A 16,690-nucleotide genomic window follows, 5' to 3' on the forward strand; every position below is an offset into this window, starting at 1 on the left:
AAATGAAACAAAACGCAACCAAACCTAATGGACAACTAGTTCTAAGAACCCTTGCAATGCCTGCTGATACAAACCCCCATGGTCATATTTTCGGGGGGTGGATAATGTCGCAAATGGATCTTGCTGGCGGTATTTTAGCCAAAGAGATAGCCAAAAGAAGAGTTGTTACAGTTAATGCTAGTAGTATCACTTTTCATAAACCCGCTATGGTTGGGGATGTGGTTTGCTGTTATGCTCGTTGCCTTAAAACGGGTAAAACGTCAATTACCATCGCAATTGAAGTTTGGATAAAAAAACTGACCGATTCTGATGATGCAACGCAGCGATTTTGTATTACTGATGCAACATTCACTTATGTGTCAGTAGATAAACACAACAACCCAAAACCATTGCCTGAAATATTTCAGCATTATGACTGTAACAAAGATCCGATTAGCAAATTAAACTTGAGTCACAGTTAACAACTATGCAATTTACTTCATTTCATGCATTAATTAGCACAATGATCTTACTTGGTTATTGGTTGATAATTGTTGCGACAACATTACGTATCGTCTTTAAACGTAGACCGACGACGTATGTCGTTGCATGGATGTTAGTTATCTATATCTTACCTATTCTGGGCGTCATTCTCTATTTTGCGCTCGGTGAAGCGCATCTAGGGCAGCAACGGGTCAAACGAGCGCAAAAAATGCGCCCAACCATTGCTAACTTTATTAATAAGATTAGTGAATTGCAAGGCATTTTCACTGGCAATGTCAGTCAAGTCAGTAAACCAATTTTTCAACTTTGCAAACATCAAACCGGACTTGAAGGAATTAATGGCAATCATATAGAACTATTGAGCGATACCGATGCCATTTTTGATCGCCTTATCGAAGATATTAATCAAGCCACCTCTAATATTGAAATGGTCTTTTATATCTGGAATGAAGGTGGAAGAGCCGATGATGTTGAAGCGGCATTAATTCAAGCAACCAAACGTGGGGTAGTATGCCGTTTGATGCTCGATTCAGCCGGTAGCCGACACTTTATTAGGACGGATGCCAGCAAAAGGATGCGTGAAGCTGGCATTATTATTGTTGAAGCTCTGAAAGTAAACCTACTAAGATTCATGTTCAGACGACTTGATTTACGTCAACACCGAAAAGTCGCCATCATTGATAATTACATCTCTTATACCGGCAGTATGAATATTGTCGATCCAAGATTTTTCAAACAAAATAAGCATGTTGGGGAATGGGTTGATGTTATGGTAAGAATGCGAGGACCTGTCACAACCTTAATGGGCGCTATTTATGCCAGTGATTGGGAACTTGAAACCGGCGATTACCTTGCTTTACCAAAAATTACCGATTTTGCCGAACCACCGGAAGAGAAAAAACACATTATGCAGCTTATTGCTTCAGGTCCGGGTTATATGGAAAATATGATCCACCAAGTACTACTTACCGCTATCTATTCTGCACAAGAACAGATAATTTTCACAACGCCTTACTTAGTCCCGAGTGATGATATCTTGCATGCAGTATGTACTGCTGCGCAGCGTGGCGTGGAAGTGATTATTATCATTCCGAAGAAAAATGATTCACTAATGGTAAAATGGGCAAGCCGTGCTTTCTTTTCTGAATTATTAGACGGCGGTGTTAAACTTTATCAATTCAATGATAATTTGCTACACACGAAAAGCGTTTTAATCGACAACCAATTGAGTTTAGTCGGTACCGTAAACTTAGATATGCGGAGTTTATGGCTTAACTTTGAAATTACAACGGTTATTGACGATGCTGAATTTGCTAAGTCCTTATCGTTGCTATTACAGCAATATTTATCTCAATCAGAAGAAGTTAATGTTGAAGAATGGAAAAAACGCCCATTCTGGCAACATGTGTTTGAACGGCTATTTTACTTCTTCGCCCCGTTGCTATAAAACAACGCAATCAAAATCACTTATTATCTAAAATCGGTAAAAGATGATATGTCATCGATAACAGCTAGAGTTAATAGCCGTTTTGTGACAAATCGGGGGCAAATGGGTTATTGGCTAATCGATGAACTTCGGTTGTGAGACTACCGTCAAGGTGTAACGTTATTTCTCGCCAGCCAGGCGCATCGTCATTCGATAATTGAAAATCATAACAAGCCGGTTTAAATTGAAAACAGGTCGACGGCGTTGAAAACGCTAAACAATGGTGCCAACGATGATCTTGCTGTTGATGAATATGTCCCCAACCTACAGCCTTTATCTGAGTATGGCTCTGAATAATTTTCTCCAGCGCTTCACTATTTTTTAAAGTATGTTGATCGAGCCAATGACAACCGGACTGAATCGGATGATGATGCAAAAAGACTAAGGCATGTCTGTCAGCGTGCTGCAACAAAGCATGTTGTAAAAATGTCAGTTCTGACTCAGGTAAAAAACCATGAGCATGACCCACAACTTGACTATTTAATAAAACGATAAGCCACTTGTCGCCAAACAAAACAATTTTGTTATCGGCAAGCTGATAATGGGCAAACACATCTTGCATAAAAGTATAATTATCGTGATTTCCGGCTAACCAAACACATGGAGTATTAAACTTAATTATTTGCTCAGCAAAACGAGCGTAAGCTTTTTGGGAGCCATCTTGTACAAAATCACCAGTAGCCACAATCAAATCAAACTTTTTCTTACTTTTTTTAATTTCGTCGATGACCGATAAAAAACTTTTGTTTGAGTTTATGCCAAGTAGGCAACCTTCCTCATCCGAAAAAAGATGAGTATCGGTAATATGCAAAATTTTTCCGTAATTTTTTCTACTTACTTGAAGCTTCAAATGTGACTCCAAAATTTACCTCAATAATTTATAAGTCTATAATTATGCTCAATAATGTTGGCAGATGAAATATCATTGTAACTATTGCTGCAATTTTTATTTTAAATCATAGCGTTATATTAAATTGTAAAGTAGATCACATTTTTATGAAAGAAATAAAATAGTAATGTTCGTGAAAATAAACTATTTCCATTCATTCTTTAACTTTATATGATTTAATTGTAACCACTGAAGTGCAATAATCGATGCGGCATTATTAATTATACCCTTCTCCACCCAATCATACGCTTGTTCACGGCTAACCACATGAACCTTAATATCTTCGTTCTCGTCCGCTAGTCCATGCACGCCTTTTGCGGTCGATGCATCAACTTCACCGACTAGAATATGCAGTTGCTCGGTTAATCCGCCCGGTGAAGCTAAATAACTGATAATGGGTTTACATCGACCGATACTTATTCCGGCTTCTTCCATAGCTTCACGCCGTGCGACTTGTTCAAAAGTCTCATTTTCGTGATCCATCATACCTGCAATCAACTCAAGTATCCAAGGGCTATCTTGCGTTTCAATGGCTGCAATTCGAATCTGTTCAATAAGTACAACTTCATCACGTTTTGCATCAAAAGCCAATAATACCACCGCATGCCCACGCTCTAGAATTTCACGGGTTACCTCTTGGCTAATTGAACCGTCAAATTTTCGATATTTAAAACGATATTCAAGTAACGAAAAAAAACCTTTATACAACACTTTTTTGGTTAAATTAAAGACATCTTTTTTACCAAACTCTACTGGCGTGTTTTTAAATTTCATATCAAATCCCAATTTTAAGCTAAATTTTAATAAAAAGTGCGAATAACAAACTTGAATACTTACTATATGCTAATTATCTGTTAAAATTATGCAATTGAAAATAATATTATATTTTAATGCTTTTAAAGAGAAGATTGATGAAAAAAACTTTAACCTTTTTAATCGGCTTAGCATTAAGCCAATCTGTCTTTGCTGAAAATTTAATTCAAGTTTATGAACAAGCAAAACAAACCAATCCGGATCTACGGAGCTCTCTTGCTGAAAGAGATAAAGCATATTCAGCAATTTCTGGCTCTCGCGCAAGTTTATTACCACAAATTGGTTTAAATGCTTCTTACGGTGTGACCCATGGTCGCAGAGATACTAGCGGTGTAAAACAAAAAAGTGGTAACTTATACCAAGTTTCACTATCACAAAGTATTTTTAATTTCTCCAATTGGAAAGCTTTAGATATTACTAAAAAACAAGCGACTATTGCTGATATTGCTTATCAATATCAAGGTCAAACCTTAATTTTAAATACATCGGTTGCTTATTTTAATGTGCTTAAATCACTTGATGCACTAAGTTTTATTGAAGCGCAGAAAAAGGCTATTGGTCGTCAATTAGAACAAACTCGTCAACAAGTTAACGCGGGTATAAAAGCGCCTGTTGATATTGAAAATGCAAAAGCTAACTATGACTCAACTGTCGCTCAAGAAGTTAGCGCTTTAAATGATCTAAATAATGCTATCGAAAATCTTCGTCAGGTCAGTGGACGTTTTTACTCTAATTTAGCTAGCATTGATACTAAAAATTTCAAAACTGAAATGCCAGCTCAAGTAAACCTTTTAGTAAAACAATCTGAGCAATCAAATCTCAATTTGTTAACAATGAAATTAAACCAAGAAATCGCCCGTGATCAGATTAAACTATCACAAGCCGGACATTTACCAACTGCAAGTTTAGATGCTTCAACCAATCTTAATAAAACCGATAGATATGGTAATAATTATGCGGCAAACGGCGGTCATGGCAAAACTTATTCAGGTAGTAATTATGTTGGGGTAAGTGTTAACCTCCCTATCTTCTCCGGTGGTGCGACTCAATCTAAAGTCAATCAGGCACAACATAACTATGTCAGCTTTAGCGAAAAATTAGAGAGCACTAATCGCAGCGTGAATAATCAAGTTCGTTCATCGTACAATAATATTTCATCATCAATCAGCGCAATCAAAGCTTATCAACAAGCAGTTGTATCAGCTCAAACTTCGTTAGAAGCAACAACTACAGGCTATGATGTAGGTATGCGAACTGTTGTGGACGTATTAAATGCCACCACTCAGCTTTACAGCTCTAAACGCAATTTATCGGATGCTAAATATAACTACTTAATCAGTTTATTACAGTTAAAATACGCTGTTGGTACCTTAACGGCTGATGATTTAGTTTACCTTAACAATATGTTAGGTAAAGAAGTGAGCACATTAGCCACAATAAAATAATAGATGATATAACGATATCCAAATAAATAAGGCGATTTTATTATCGCCTTATTTATTTAAAAATAGCCCACCCTGTCATTTCTCAGTTACATCACCAATAAACTTTGATTTTCACATCGTTATCAAATTAAGACATCGCATTAACCACAAATTCAATAAACATCTTCATCTTAGGTAACCGCTGCCTATCGGCAGTATAAAGCATATGCACCGGTCTAGCCGGTGGTAAAAAGTTTTGTAATATCGGTAATAGCTTATTTTGTTTGATAGACTCCGCTAACATCGATTGCGGTAACATTGTTATCCCTACCCCTTCAACAGCCGCAACCGCTAAAGCAGCAGTATCATTGGTTTGTAAGGAGCCGGATATCGAGATATTAATAACCTTGCCATTTACCGTAAATGGCCAAACATAATCGTTTTTACTTCGATTAACATACTGATAGATCAAACACTGGTGATGTTTTATCTCTTCCGGTACCGCAGGAATACCATTTTGCGCCAAATAAGCGGGGGAAGCGGCAAAAATAAGTTGATAGTCATTGAGTTTTCGCCCTATCAAACCAGAGTCATTTAACTGTCCAATACGAAACACCATATCAAAATCTTCTTTTACCATATCAACGTAACGATCATTTAATTGAAGATCGATATTAATTTTAGGATAGCGTTTCATAAAACGGCTAATTACCGGAATCAAATTATAGTGTCCAAAGCTAACCGGAGCACTTATCCTTAATCGCCCGTTTGGTTCGTCAATAAACTGTTGGGCTAATATTTTAGTCTCATTTATTTCAGATAGAATTAACAAGCAGCGTTGGTAATACTGTTTGCCAAACTCAGTAAGATGTTGTGAACGTGTTGTTCGATTAAGAAGTTTTAAGCCTAAATGCTTCTCTAAAAAAGCGATATATTTGGTCACCATTTGTGGAGAGGTATTTAACGAAACCGACGTAGCCACAAAAGATCCGGTCTTCACAGCCAAGACAAATGCTTCCATACATTTTAGCAGATCCAAATTATCAACCCTCAGTTGTTAATCAATTAATTTTTATACCATTTATTATCCTTTATTTTATAAAGATAATAAAACGAATTTATTAAGAGTAAGGAAATAGTCATATGAAAAAGATAGGGATTATCGGCGCAGGATTTATTGGTCAAGCTTGTGCTAAATTATTTTTACAAGCTGGATATCAAGTGATGATAAGCAATTCAAGGGATAAAAAAACACTCTATAGTGTGGCAAGCCAATTAGGTTGCCAAATCGGCAATCAGCAAGAAGCTATCGCTTTTAGTGATATGATATTAGTCGCTATTCCACTGGCTAATTACCAACAGTTACCAGTAGACCTATTAGGTGGCAAAATAATTATCGACGCAATGAATTACTACCCGGATAGGGACGGAAATTTTCAGCAATTAGACAATCATCAAATCACCACCAGTGAACTTATCGCACAGCACCTTAATCAATCTAAAATAGTAAAAGCGTTTAATGCTATTTTAGCCAAAGATATCGTAAAAGATGCCAAACCGCATGATAAAGCTAATCGACGAGCGCTTCCGGTCGCAGGTAATGACCTGGCAAGCAAACAGCAAATTTTCAACTTACTAAAGCACATTGGATATGATTATGTTGATGTTGGCAATTTAGCTCAAAGCTGGCGATTTGAGCGAGCTAAGCCCGCTTATTGCGTCTATCTGAATCGAAGCCAGTTAATTGACGCATTAACCAACACATCAATAGACCAACAATTACCTCATAACTCATGGAAAAACTAACCTAACAATCATCATGTAAAAAAATAAAAGGAGCTAAAATGGATAATCATGATAAAAAATACACAGCGATAACCGGCGCCAGCTCAGGTATTGGTTATGCAACCGCAATTGAATTTGCTAAGCGCAATAAAAACCTTATCTTAATTGCCAGAAGAGAAGCGCAATTGCAATCATTAAAACAAAAAATTGCCGAATTAAATCCTAATCTTGATATTGTTATCAAAGTGTGTGATTTATCCCAAGCAGCAGGTGTATATACGCTTTTTGCCGAGCTTGAGAGCTATAATATAGAAACATGGATAAACAATGCCGGTTTTGGTCATTACGGTAGTGTACAGGATCAGGATTTAACCAAAATACAAACCATGCTCCATGTAAATATTAAAGCATTAACCATTTTATCCACGCTTTATGTTCAGAAATATCAAAACCAATCTGGCGCACAACTTATAAATATTTCTTCAAGAGGTGGATATACCATTGTGCCTAATGCGGTAACCTATTGCGCAACTAAATTTTATGTAAGCGCTTTTACCGAAGGATTAGCACAGGAATTAAAACAAGCTAATGCAAAATTAACCGCAAAAGTATTGGCACCCGCGGCAACGCAAACGGAGTTTGGACAAAAAGCTAATAATGTCACTGAATATGACTATGATAAAAGTTTCAACCAATACCATAGCGCAACTCAAATGGCCGAATTTTTAATTGCACTATATGAAAGTGACAAAATCATAGGTGAAATAAGCACTAAAGATTTTTCGTTTACACTAAAAGATAACATTTTGCCTTATTCCGGTAATCCGGCAGAAAACCAAAAGAGGTGAATGGATAACATTTTATATCACTCTATAATCGTTGAGGTTTTTCGCTCAAAAGCAATCCACTAAAGCACAAGTAAGCAAAGATAAAGCATTAGCAATAACGCTCAGCTTTCTTGAAACTGATGCTCCGGATTGACTAAAAAACGATAAGAATAATTGGATAGATACCCATGATGAAGAGATTATCGTTGAGGGAAAAAAGTGAGTTTAACCGGTGTGAAAGTAAAATGCCGTGATCTAAACACCGTTCTTTACTTCTGGACAATTATTGCCCCCGATGAGACGATCATGGTGTTTGAATGAGATGTTGAACGGGGCTTTATTCGTGCTGGACGTCAAACGCAAAAGTGGTTGCATGATAGCGGGTTAAGTCAACATCTCTAATGAAACTGACCAAATTAGCTAAACACGAAAGCCAGTTTTATATTCAAATATCATCTTAAATACATCTTAACAAGTGTTTAACTTGTTAAGATATCAATAATTTAGAGGAAAACCGATTACGAAATTCGCATGCCCGGTTTTGCCCCGCTATCTGGCGATAATAGGTAAACACCTTCACTATCATCTTTACCGCTTGCACAAAGTACCATACCTTCTGAAATACCAAAGCGCATTTTACGAGGCGCTAAGTTAGCGATCATAATAGTTAATTTACCCACTAAAACTGCAGGATCAGGATAGAACTGTTTGATACCGGAAAATACGTTGCGAGTCTCATCACCAATATCCAGTGTTAACTGCAATAACTTGTCCGATCCTTCAACCACCGTTGCATTTTTGATTAACGCAACTCGCATATCAACTTTGGCAAAGTCATCAAAATTGATAGTGTCAGCAATTGGCTCTGCAACTTTTTCTTTGGCAGGGGTTGTTAAAGCGGCTTGTTGTTTAGTTTCTTCAATCATAGCAGTAATTTTATCCATATCAATACGGTTAAACAGGGCTTTAAATTGGTTAATCGTGTGCCCGGTTAATGGTTTATCAATCGTGTCCCAGGTTAATTGGCTGTTTAAAAACGCCTCACTGCGCTGCGCTAATGACGGCACGACAGGTTTTAAATAGGTCATTAAAATGCGGAAAAGATGAATGCCCATAGAACAAATATCTTGTAACGCCTGATCTTGCCCCTCTTGTTTAGCCACAACCCATGGCGCTTTTTCATCGATATAGCGATTCGCTTCATCAGCCAACGCCATAATTTCACGAATCGCTTTACCCGATTCACGTTGTTCAAAATAATCAGCAATTATTTTTGATTTTTCAACAAATAAAGCATAAAGTTCCGGCTCTGCAAGATTGTCGGATAATTTACCGCCAAAACGTTTACTGATAAAACCAGCCGAACGGGAAGCAATATTCACTACTTTATTAACTAAATCACTATTCACCCGTTGAACAAAATCTTCTAAATTTAAATCGATATCATCGATATGTGGCGAGAGTTTTGCTGCATAATAGTAACGCAAACAATCCGGATCTAAATGTTTCAAATAGGTACTTGCTTGAATAAAGGTGCCACGTGATTTTGACATCTTCGCCCCGTCGACAGTGACATAACCATGGACAAAAATATTAGAAGGTTTACGATGTTCGCTACCGTCTAACATTGCCGGCCAAAACAGGCTATGGAAGTAGACAATATCTTTACCAATAAAATGGTAAAGTTCAGTGGTTGAATCTTTATTCCAAAACTGATCAAAAATCGGTTTATTGTGTTTATTACAGTAATTAAGGAAAGACCCCATATAACCGATTGGCGCATCTAACCAAACATAAAAATATTTGCCCGGTGCATCGGGAATTTCAAAACCAAAATATGGCGCATCACGGCTAATATCCCATGGTTGTAAGCCTGCTTCGAACCACTCCTGCATTTTATTGGCTACTTGATCTTGCAATGTTCCTGATCGGATCCACGCTTGTAACATATCGGAAAACGCAGGCAAGTCAAAAAAGAAGTGCTCTGAATCTTTCATGATCGGCGTTGCACCCGATACCACCGATTGCGGATTAATTAAATCAATCGGATTATAAGTTGCACCACAAACTTCACAGTTATCGCCATATTGGTCTGGTGATTTGCAACGAGGGCAAGTCCCTTTAACAAAACGATCCGGTAAAAACATCTTTTTTTCGGGATCGAATAGCTGTGATATCACTTTGGTTTTAATATAGCCATTAGCCTTTAATCGTTTGTAGATCTTTTCAGATATTTCACGATTTTCGGGGCTATGGGTTGAGTGGTAATTATCATAACTAATATTGAAACCGGCAAAATCACGTTGATGCTCAATTTTAACTTCATCTATCATCTGTTCCGGGGTGATGCCTAATTGCTGCGCTTTGAGCATAATTGGCGTACCATGAGCATCATCAGCGCAAATAAAATAGATCTCATTGCCACGCATACGTTGATAGCGTACCCATACATCTGCTTGAATATGTTCGAGCATATGACCTAAGTGAATTGCACCATTTGCATAAGGAAGCGCACAAGTTACCAATATTTTGCGTTGAGTTGTCATATCGAATTAATACCTTTTATTACATAATGGCGGAAATAGTACATCAATCGTGGGATTATCGCCAGATTTATGCCATAATTTGATAAAAATTCTTTATAGACTTTGAGCGATATTGTGCACAGAATCGTTATCATTTTATCAGAGAGAAGAATCACTCTGACCAATAACAACCTAACACAATATCGATAATCATATCTATTTGATGCACTATGAGTATAAAACTCGTTAATAAAAGTTAAGGCTAATAACCATGGAAGCAAAAAAAATTCTAGAGAATTTTACTCATCCTACTTTATCCAAAAATTTGATTGAATTTGGCGCTGTAAAACGTTGTGAAATTGATAATCAGGTTTTATCGATTCATTTAACTTTACCGTTTGCCTGGCAAACGGCTTTTGATGCACTAAAACACCAAACAACGCCAATGCTCCTTAAACTTGACGGCGTTAACGAGGTTAAATGGCAAATTGACTATAATATCGCCACCTTAAAACGGGCAAATAACCAACATGCGATCAAAAATATTAAAAACATCATTGCCATTAGTTCCGGTAAAGGCGGCGTGGGTAAATCTTCAACCGCAATTAATCTAGCACTGGCTTTACAAACACAAGGAGCAAAAGTGGGGATTTTAGATGCTGATATTTATGGTCCTTCTATCCCGACCATGTTAGGCACTCAAAACGCACAGCCCTTGACGCCGGATAATAAGCATATGTCGCCAATTATGGCACATGGGCTTGCCAGCAACTCGATCGGCTATCTGGTTGAAGCCGACGGCGCTATGGTTTGGCGAGGACCTATGGCTAGTAAAGCGCTGTTGCAAATACTACAAGATACCCTTTGGCCGGAACTTGATTATTTAGTGATTGATATGCCACCGGGAACCGGCGATATTCAACTAACGCTGGCGCAAAGTATCCCGGTAACCGCCGCGGTGATTGTCACCACCCCACAAGATATCGCCTTAATTGATGCTAAAAAAGGGATCGCTATGTTTAATAAAGTCAATGTGCCAACACTGGGGATTGTTGAAAATATGAGTTACCACATCTGCGAGAACTGCGGGCATCACGAAGCTATTTTTGGTGAAGGGGGAGCTAATCAGTTAGCGCAGCAATATCACACTAAATTGTTAGGGCAAATACCACTGCATAAAATGCTACGTCAGGATCTCGATACCGGTCAACCAACGGTTATCAGTCATCCCGACAGCGAATTTAGCCAGCTTTACCAACAAATAGCCGGGCAGATTGCCAGCGAACTCTATTGGCAAAGCGAGGTGATTTTACCCGATATTTCATTTAAAACGTTATAATAAGCAACATCAATATTGGCTGTTATAAACAGCCAATATGGTTAAATAATAATTCACGCATTTACGCTAATAACAGCAATACAAATTACATTTTTATCGGCAATAACAAGCTATTTTAACTGACTAAATTCAACTTTAGCTTTGGCTAATTGCGCCGTAAATTGAGCATTAGTATGTAATTTGGCAACCACCGCAGCAGCCATGACTTTTGCTGCATCAACATCACTTTGCCAATGATAACCACAAATTACCCGACTTTCGCCAATATCATAACCTCGTTTTAAGATCTCATTTTGTCGTTCGGGGTTGATTTCTGCCAAAACCAGTGCGATCGCAAAGCCGATTGTGGTGTGACCGGAAGGATAAGAACCATTGGTGGATAACTCTTTTTCATCTTCTGGTCGGCAAGTTGATTCATTGAAAAAAGAAAATGGTCTAACTCGATTATAGTATTTTTTAGCTGAACGGGTTGCCAGATCGCCGGCATCTTCTTTCATGGTTGTGATAAGTTTATAAATTTCTGGTGTGCTGGTTGCTGAAATATCATGACCAAACGACGGTGAAAATTGCTTAGTGACATTATCCTTACTTGAATCAGCATCCAAATAAGCTTGATGTCCCCGTTCGGTTGAACGCATCGATTTACCCCAATCATACATTGCTTTGTCTCGCAAAAAATCGACGCTGGTAAAGTCGGGCGGTGCCGGTAATAGTTGTAAACTATTCGGCGCTTCGCTCTCTTTAAGGTAAAAACTTGTCGGATCAGTTGTCACATCTAGCACATCACTGGCATAAGCTTGAGCACAAAATAGACTACAAATAATAATACGCTTAATAAAATGTATAGGCATAATAACCTCCTTAAGAAAAGTAAATGAGTGAGCGCTTATTGGGTTTACGGCACTAAAACCGATAGCGTGAAAAATTTTCTAAGGAATCGTGGTGTTATTATAGGTTTATCTAGATCAATTTTTCATTTTTGCTGCAATAATACAATGATAATCATAAAGGATATAGCGCAATAAACAAACAATATATTGATTTAGCTGTGACTAGCGTCACATTAAAATTAAAGAATAAAGATTCACAATAAGATTTAAAAATAAGGTTTATAAATATAGCTTATCACAGAAAATATTCACAATTTGATTAATCGGTAAAATCATTGACATCACGGCCCATTGTGCATTGCAGTATAATAAAACTCAGTCTATAGTAAAAAAACCTATTAACCGTAGCACAAGATTTATTTTACCTTAACTATTGCTAGCGATATTTGGGAGGGGCATATGCAAAAAATTACCAACCAAGTCACCATGCGAGGCGTACCGGTTACACTATTGGGCACGCATATTAAAGTGGGTGATAAGGCGCCAGATTTTACTGTTCAAGATTCAGCCATGAAGCCGGTTAAATTATCCGATTTTAAAGGTAAAGTGAGAATAGTTAATTCCGTTCCCTCAATCGATACCTCGGTCTGTAGTGCCCAAGTTCATCGATTTAATACCCAAGCGGCGAAATTAAAAGATGTGGTGATATTTTCAGTCAGTGTCGATCTGCCTTTTGCGCTTAATCGCTACTGTGCAGCAGAAGGTATTGATGCAGTTAAAGTAACGTCAGACCATAAAGACCTCGATTTCGGTTTAAAATATGGGGTGGTGATAGAACAGTTGCGCTTACTTACGCGCGCCGTTTTTGTGGTGGATAAAAATGATAACATTGTTTATGTCCAATACGTTAAAGAGACATCCGAAGAGCCTGATTATGATAAAGTGTTAGCGGTGATAAACACCTTAAAATAAATCAGTCAAATCAATGCCGACTTTGCTGTTTAAGTTGGCATTTTAACTCTCGCTTGTAGTGGCAAACCATTTAACAACCCGAAATATTCAGTTATAATTATTCAATCATTTATCCCCACTTAATATAAATCATGAATACTGCCAATAAACGTTCCCGGATCTGGTCATCGATTCTTTGTCTGGCTTTTGCCGGATTTATTTTTAATACGACCGAATTTGTGCCAGTTGGATTACTTCCCAACATTGCCGAGAGCTTTTCAATGGATGTGGCACACACCGGATTGCTATTAACTATCTACGCCTGGGCGGTTTCGTTATTGTCACTTCCATTAACGGTTTTAACATCGAAAATGGAACGGCGAAAATTACTGATTTTTCTGTTCTGTTTATTTATTTCCAGCCATATTTTAGCTGGCTTTGCGTGGGATTTTTACAGTTTGATGACCGCCCGCATTGGTATTGCTTGTGCTCACGCCGTGTTTTGGGCCATTACCACGCCATTAGCGGTACGATTAGCCCCCAACGGTAAACGAGCGAAAGCCATGGGCTTTATTGTTGTCGGCACGTCAATGGCGACAGTCTTAGGCATTCCAATTGGCACCATGATAGGACAATTAGTTGGCTGGCGAATCACCTTTTTATGTATTGCGGTACTGGCGTTTTGTATTATGGTTTTACTGCTCTATTTACTACCGAGCGTGCCAAGCATGAACACCATTTCCCTTAAAGATATTCCAAAGGTGTTAAAGCGCCCGGTTTTAATTAATATCTATCTGTTAACGGCGATTATTATCACGGGTCATTTCACCGCCTACACCTATATCACCCCTTTTATGCTTAAAGTGGGCGGTTTTAGCCAACATATGGTGGTTATCTTATTGCTGGCTGTCGGCTTTTCGGGCATGATTGGTAGTGTTATCTTTGCCAAATATGCTGAAAAACACCCGACTGCCATTTTAGTCATCCCAATGATACTTTTAATGCTGTGCTTATTATCGCTTTATGTTTGTGCGCTAAGCTTTTATACCGCAATTATTCAAGGCATGGTGTGGGGACTGGCGATCACGATTATTGGTATGGTGATGCAAAGCAAAGTGATTGATGTTGCGCCGGATGCGGCAGATATTGCCACATCGGTCTATTCAGGGATCTATAATATCGGTATAGGAGGCGGCGCCTTTGTGGGTAGTCAAGTTTTAGTGGTATTATCAACTCACTATATTGGCTTTATTGGCGCAATCTTTGTTGTCATCGCCCTACTGCTGTTTTTCGTTTTGACCAGAAAATCCTGGATAAAGCCATTATAAGCGCTGCTTAGCAAGCGCTTATTTGCTTAACGATTCAAGTTGCTCCCAACGTTCGAATACCGCTTCTAATTCGGCTTCCTTGTCAGTTAACGCTTGTAAAATGGGTCCGGTTACTTCATGCGGTTGATTAAAAAAGTCACTTTGGCCAATTTGCGTTTGCAACTGATCAATCGCCGTTTCAAGCGCTTCGATCTTTTCCGGTAATTGCGCCAGCTCTCGTTGCTCATTATAACTAAGCTTCACTTTCTTTTTCGCAACCGATTCGCTGGCCGATGCCCCGCCGTTGGATGCCGTTTTTTTAGCAGCATCACTATTATTTGCCGGTGTTGGTGCTGGAGCATTAACCGGTTTTGCCTGTTGCTGTTGTTGCAAAGCATCGCTATAACCGCCAGCATAAATACCAATTTTGCCGTTATCTTCAAAAAACCAACATTGGGTAACGACGTTATCGACAAATTGCCGATCGTGACTAACCAGCAATACCGTACCTTGATAATCATTAACCAGCTCTTCTAACAGTTCTAGCGTTTCAATATCAAGATCATTGGTTGGCTCATCGAGCACTAATAAATTACTTGGCTTTAAAAATAGTTTAGCTAATAAAAGACGATTTCGCTCACCACCGGAGAGCGCTCTTACCGGCGTTCTTGCCCGTTTAGGCGGAAATAGAAAGTCTTGCAAATAACCCAGTACATGCCGAGACCTGCCATTGACCATGACTTCTTGCTTACCTTCCGCCAAATTATCCATGACTGTTTTTTCCGGATCAAGCTCTAAACGGTATTGATCAAAATAGGCAACTTCCAATTTGGTACCACAGTGAACAGTGCCCGAAGTTGGCGTTAAATTGCCTAGCATCAATTTTAATAACGTGGTTTTACCAATTCCGTTCGGCCCAATTAAAGCGATTTTATCACCCCGTAACACTTGTACGGAAAATTGATTAACCAGTAATTTATCTTCAATTTGATATGTCACATTATCGAGTTCAAAGACAATTTTTCCTGAACGTAGCGCCTCTTCAATTTGCATTTTAGCGCTTCCCATGACTTGACGACGCTGTGAATACTCTTGCCTCATCGCTTTTAGTGCTCGAACTCGCCCTTCATTTCGTGTTCGGCGGGCTTTAATGCCTTGACGGATCCAAACTTCTTCTTGTGCTAATTTTTTATCAAATTCAGCGTTTTGTAGCTCTTCGACCCGTAATGCTTCTTCTTTACCAAGCAAATAACTATCATAATCACCACCCCACGAAGCGACTTTGCCTCGATCGAGATCGATAATCCGTGTCGCCATTTGACGAATGAACGAACGGTCATGCGAAATAAATACAATACTTCCGTTAAAGCTTTTTAAAAACTCTTCTAACCATTTAATCGTCTGGATATCCAAATGGTTGGTCGGTTCATCAAGTAATAGCACTGTAGGTTGGCAAACGAGCGCTTTCGCTAAAGCCGCTTTACGTAACCAGCCGCCTGACAGCGATGATAATAAATCATCGCCGTTTAAAGAAAGGGATGAAATGACATTTCGCACTCGATTATCGAGTTGCCAACCATTTTGCTGATCAAGCTGTTCTTGCATTTTAGCCAATTTGGCTAAGTTACTTTCACTCGGATCACGCTCAACTTGATGTGATAGCTCATAATAATCTTTTAATAACTGAGCTTGCTGTTGTAAACCTTCTGCAACAAAATCAAACACAGTGCCTTTAATATCTCGAGGTGGATCTTGTTGCAGGCGAGAAACGACAACATTATTTTCATAAATAATTTGCCCTTCGTCTAAAGGCACTTCTTTATTTAAAACTTTCAATAAGGTCGATTTACCGGCACCATTACGCCCAACAAGACAGACTCGCTCATTAGCTTCAATCGACATATCGATATGGTCAAGCAGTGGGGCATCACTAAATGATAGATAAGCGTTAGTAAGATTAATTAATGACATATTTGTGGTTTTTATTTGGATATTCAATCATAAGGCGTTATTCTATCACAAAGTTGTCGT

14 protein-coding genes are annotated in these 16,690 nt (G+C 38.4%); 8 read left to right on the forward strand and 6 right to left on the reverse strand.

All coding sequences use genetic code 11. The annotated features are described in order from the left end of the window. Positions 1-2: 2 nt before the first annotated feature. Positions 3-461, forward strand: a complete 459-nt coding sequence (gene yciA / locus GYM74_RS09220; RefSeq protein ID WP_220217928.1) for an acyl-CoA thioester hydrolase YciA — start codon at positions 3-5, stop codon at positions 459-461. Positions 462-466: 5 nt separating this feature from the next. After that, a complete protein-coding gene (gene cls / locus GYM74_RS09225; protein ID WP_220217929.1) occupies positions 467-1,930 on the forward strand; it encodes a cardiolipin synthase in 1,464 nt (487 codons plus the stop codon). Positions 1,931-2,000: 70 nt separating this feature from the next. Here cls and cpdA read toward each other — a convergent pair whose 3' ends face one another. Further along, positions 2,001-2,819 carry a 3',5'-cyclic-AMP phosphodiesterase gene (gene cpdA, locus GYM74_RS09230; protein WP_220217930.1) on the reverse strand — a complete coding sequence of 273 codons (819 nt, stop codon included), beginning with the start codon at positions 2,817-2,819 and terminating at the stop codon, positions 2,001-2,003. Positions 2,820-3,002: 183 nt separating this feature from the next. Further along, positions 3,003-3,632: an ADP-ribose diphosphatase gene (nudF, locus tag GYM74_RS09235; protein ID WP_220217931.1), complete on the reverse strand. Its 630-nt coding sequence runs from the start codon at positions 3,630-3,632 to the stop codon at positions 3,003-3,005. Positions 3,633-3,769: 137 nt separating this feature from the next. On the opposite strand from nudF, the gene tolC reads away from it, so the two are divergent. After that, positions 3,770-5,116, forward strand: a complete 1,347-nt coding sequence (gene tolC / locus GYM74_RS09240) for an outer membrane channel protein TolC (RefSeq protein ID WP_220217932.1) — start codon at positions 3,770-3,772, stop codon at positions 5,114-5,116. Positions 5,117-5,243: 127 nt separating this feature from the next. On the opposite strand, the gene GYM74_RS09245 is transcribed toward tolC, so the two are convergent. Further along, positions 5,244-6,116, reverse strand: coding sequence for a LysR substrate-binding domain-containing protein (locus GYM74_RS09245; RefSeq protein WP_220217933.1), 873 nt, complete (start codon positions 6,114-6,116; stop codon positions 5,244-5,246). A gap of 122 nt (positions 6,117-6,238) precedes the next feature. On the opposite strand from GYM74_RS09245, the gene GYM74_RS09250 reads away from it, so the two are divergent. Next, positions 6,239-6,901, forward strand: coding sequence for an NADPH-dependent F420 reductase (locus GYM74_RS09250; protein ID WP_220217934.1), 663 nt, complete (start codon positions 6,239-6,241; stop codon positions 6,899-6,901). A gap of 38 nt (positions 6,902-6,939) precedes the next feature. Continuing rightward, a complete protein-coding gene (locus GYM74_RS09255) occupies positions 6,940-7,728 on the forward strand; it encodes an SDR family oxidoreductase (RefSeq protein ID WP_220217935.1) in 789 nt (262 codons plus the stop codon). Between the two features lie 497 nt (positions 7,729-8,225). Here GYM74_RS09255 and metG read toward each other — a convergent pair whose 3' ends face one another. Beyond that, complete coding sequence (metG, locus tag GYM74_RS09260; protein WP_220217936.1) at positions 8,226-10,253, reverse strand: methionine--tRNA ligase; 2,028 nt, start codon at positions 10,251-10,253, stop codon at positions 8,226-8,228. Positions 10,254-10,503: 250 nt separating this feature from the next. On the opposite strand from metG, the gene apbC reads away from it, so the two are divergent. Then, positions 10,504-11,571 carry an iron-sulfur cluster carrier protein ApbC gene (apbC, locus tag GYM74_RS09265; protein ID WP_220217937.1) on the forward strand — a complete coding sequence of 356 codons (1,068 nt, stop codon included), beginning with the start codon at positions 10,504-10,506 and terminating at the stop codon, positions 11,569-11,571. A 110-nt stretch (positions 11,572-11,681) separates the two neighbouring features. On the opposite strand, the gene GYM74_RS09270 is transcribed toward apbC, so the two are convergent. Beyond that, positions 11,682-12,422 carry a phosphatase PAP2 family protein gene (locus tag GYM74_RS09270; RefSeq protein WP_220217938.1) on the reverse strand — a complete coding sequence of 247 codons (741 nt, stop codon included), beginning with the start codon at positions 12,420-12,422 and terminating at the stop codon, positions 11,682-11,684. A 438-nt stretch (positions 12,423-12,860) separates the two neighbouring features. Here GYM74_RS09270 and tpx point away from each other — a divergent pair, with 438 nt between their 5' ends. Next, positions 12,861-13,373: a thiol peroxidase gene (tpx, locus tag GYM74_RS09275; protein WP_220217939.1), complete on the forward strand. Its 513-nt coding sequence runs from the start codon at positions 12,861-12,863 to the stop codon at positions 13,371-13,373. 131 nt (positions 13,374-13,504) lie between these two features. Then, on the forward strand, positions 13,505-14,680 hold the full coding sequence (locus GYM74_RS09280) for a sugar transporter (protein ID WP_220217940.1): 1,176 nt from the start codon (positions 13,505-13,507) through the stop codon (positions 14,678-14,680). Positions 14,681-14,698: 18 nt separating this feature from the next. Here the strand turns inward: GYM74_RS09280 and GYM74_RS09285 are convergent, their stop codons facing one another. Continuing rightward, a complete protein-coding gene (locus GYM74_RS09285) occupies positions 14,699-16,630 on the reverse strand; it encodes an ABC transporter ATP-binding protein (RefSeq protein WP_220217941.1) in 1,932 nt (643 codons plus the stop codon). Positions 16,631-16,690 lie beyond the last annotated feature (60 nt).

Source organism: Gilliamella sp. ESL0405, assembly GCF_019469205.1.
Classification (GTDB): domain Bacteria; phylum Pseudomonadota; class Gammaproteobacteria; order Enterobacterales; family Orbaceae; genus Gilliamella.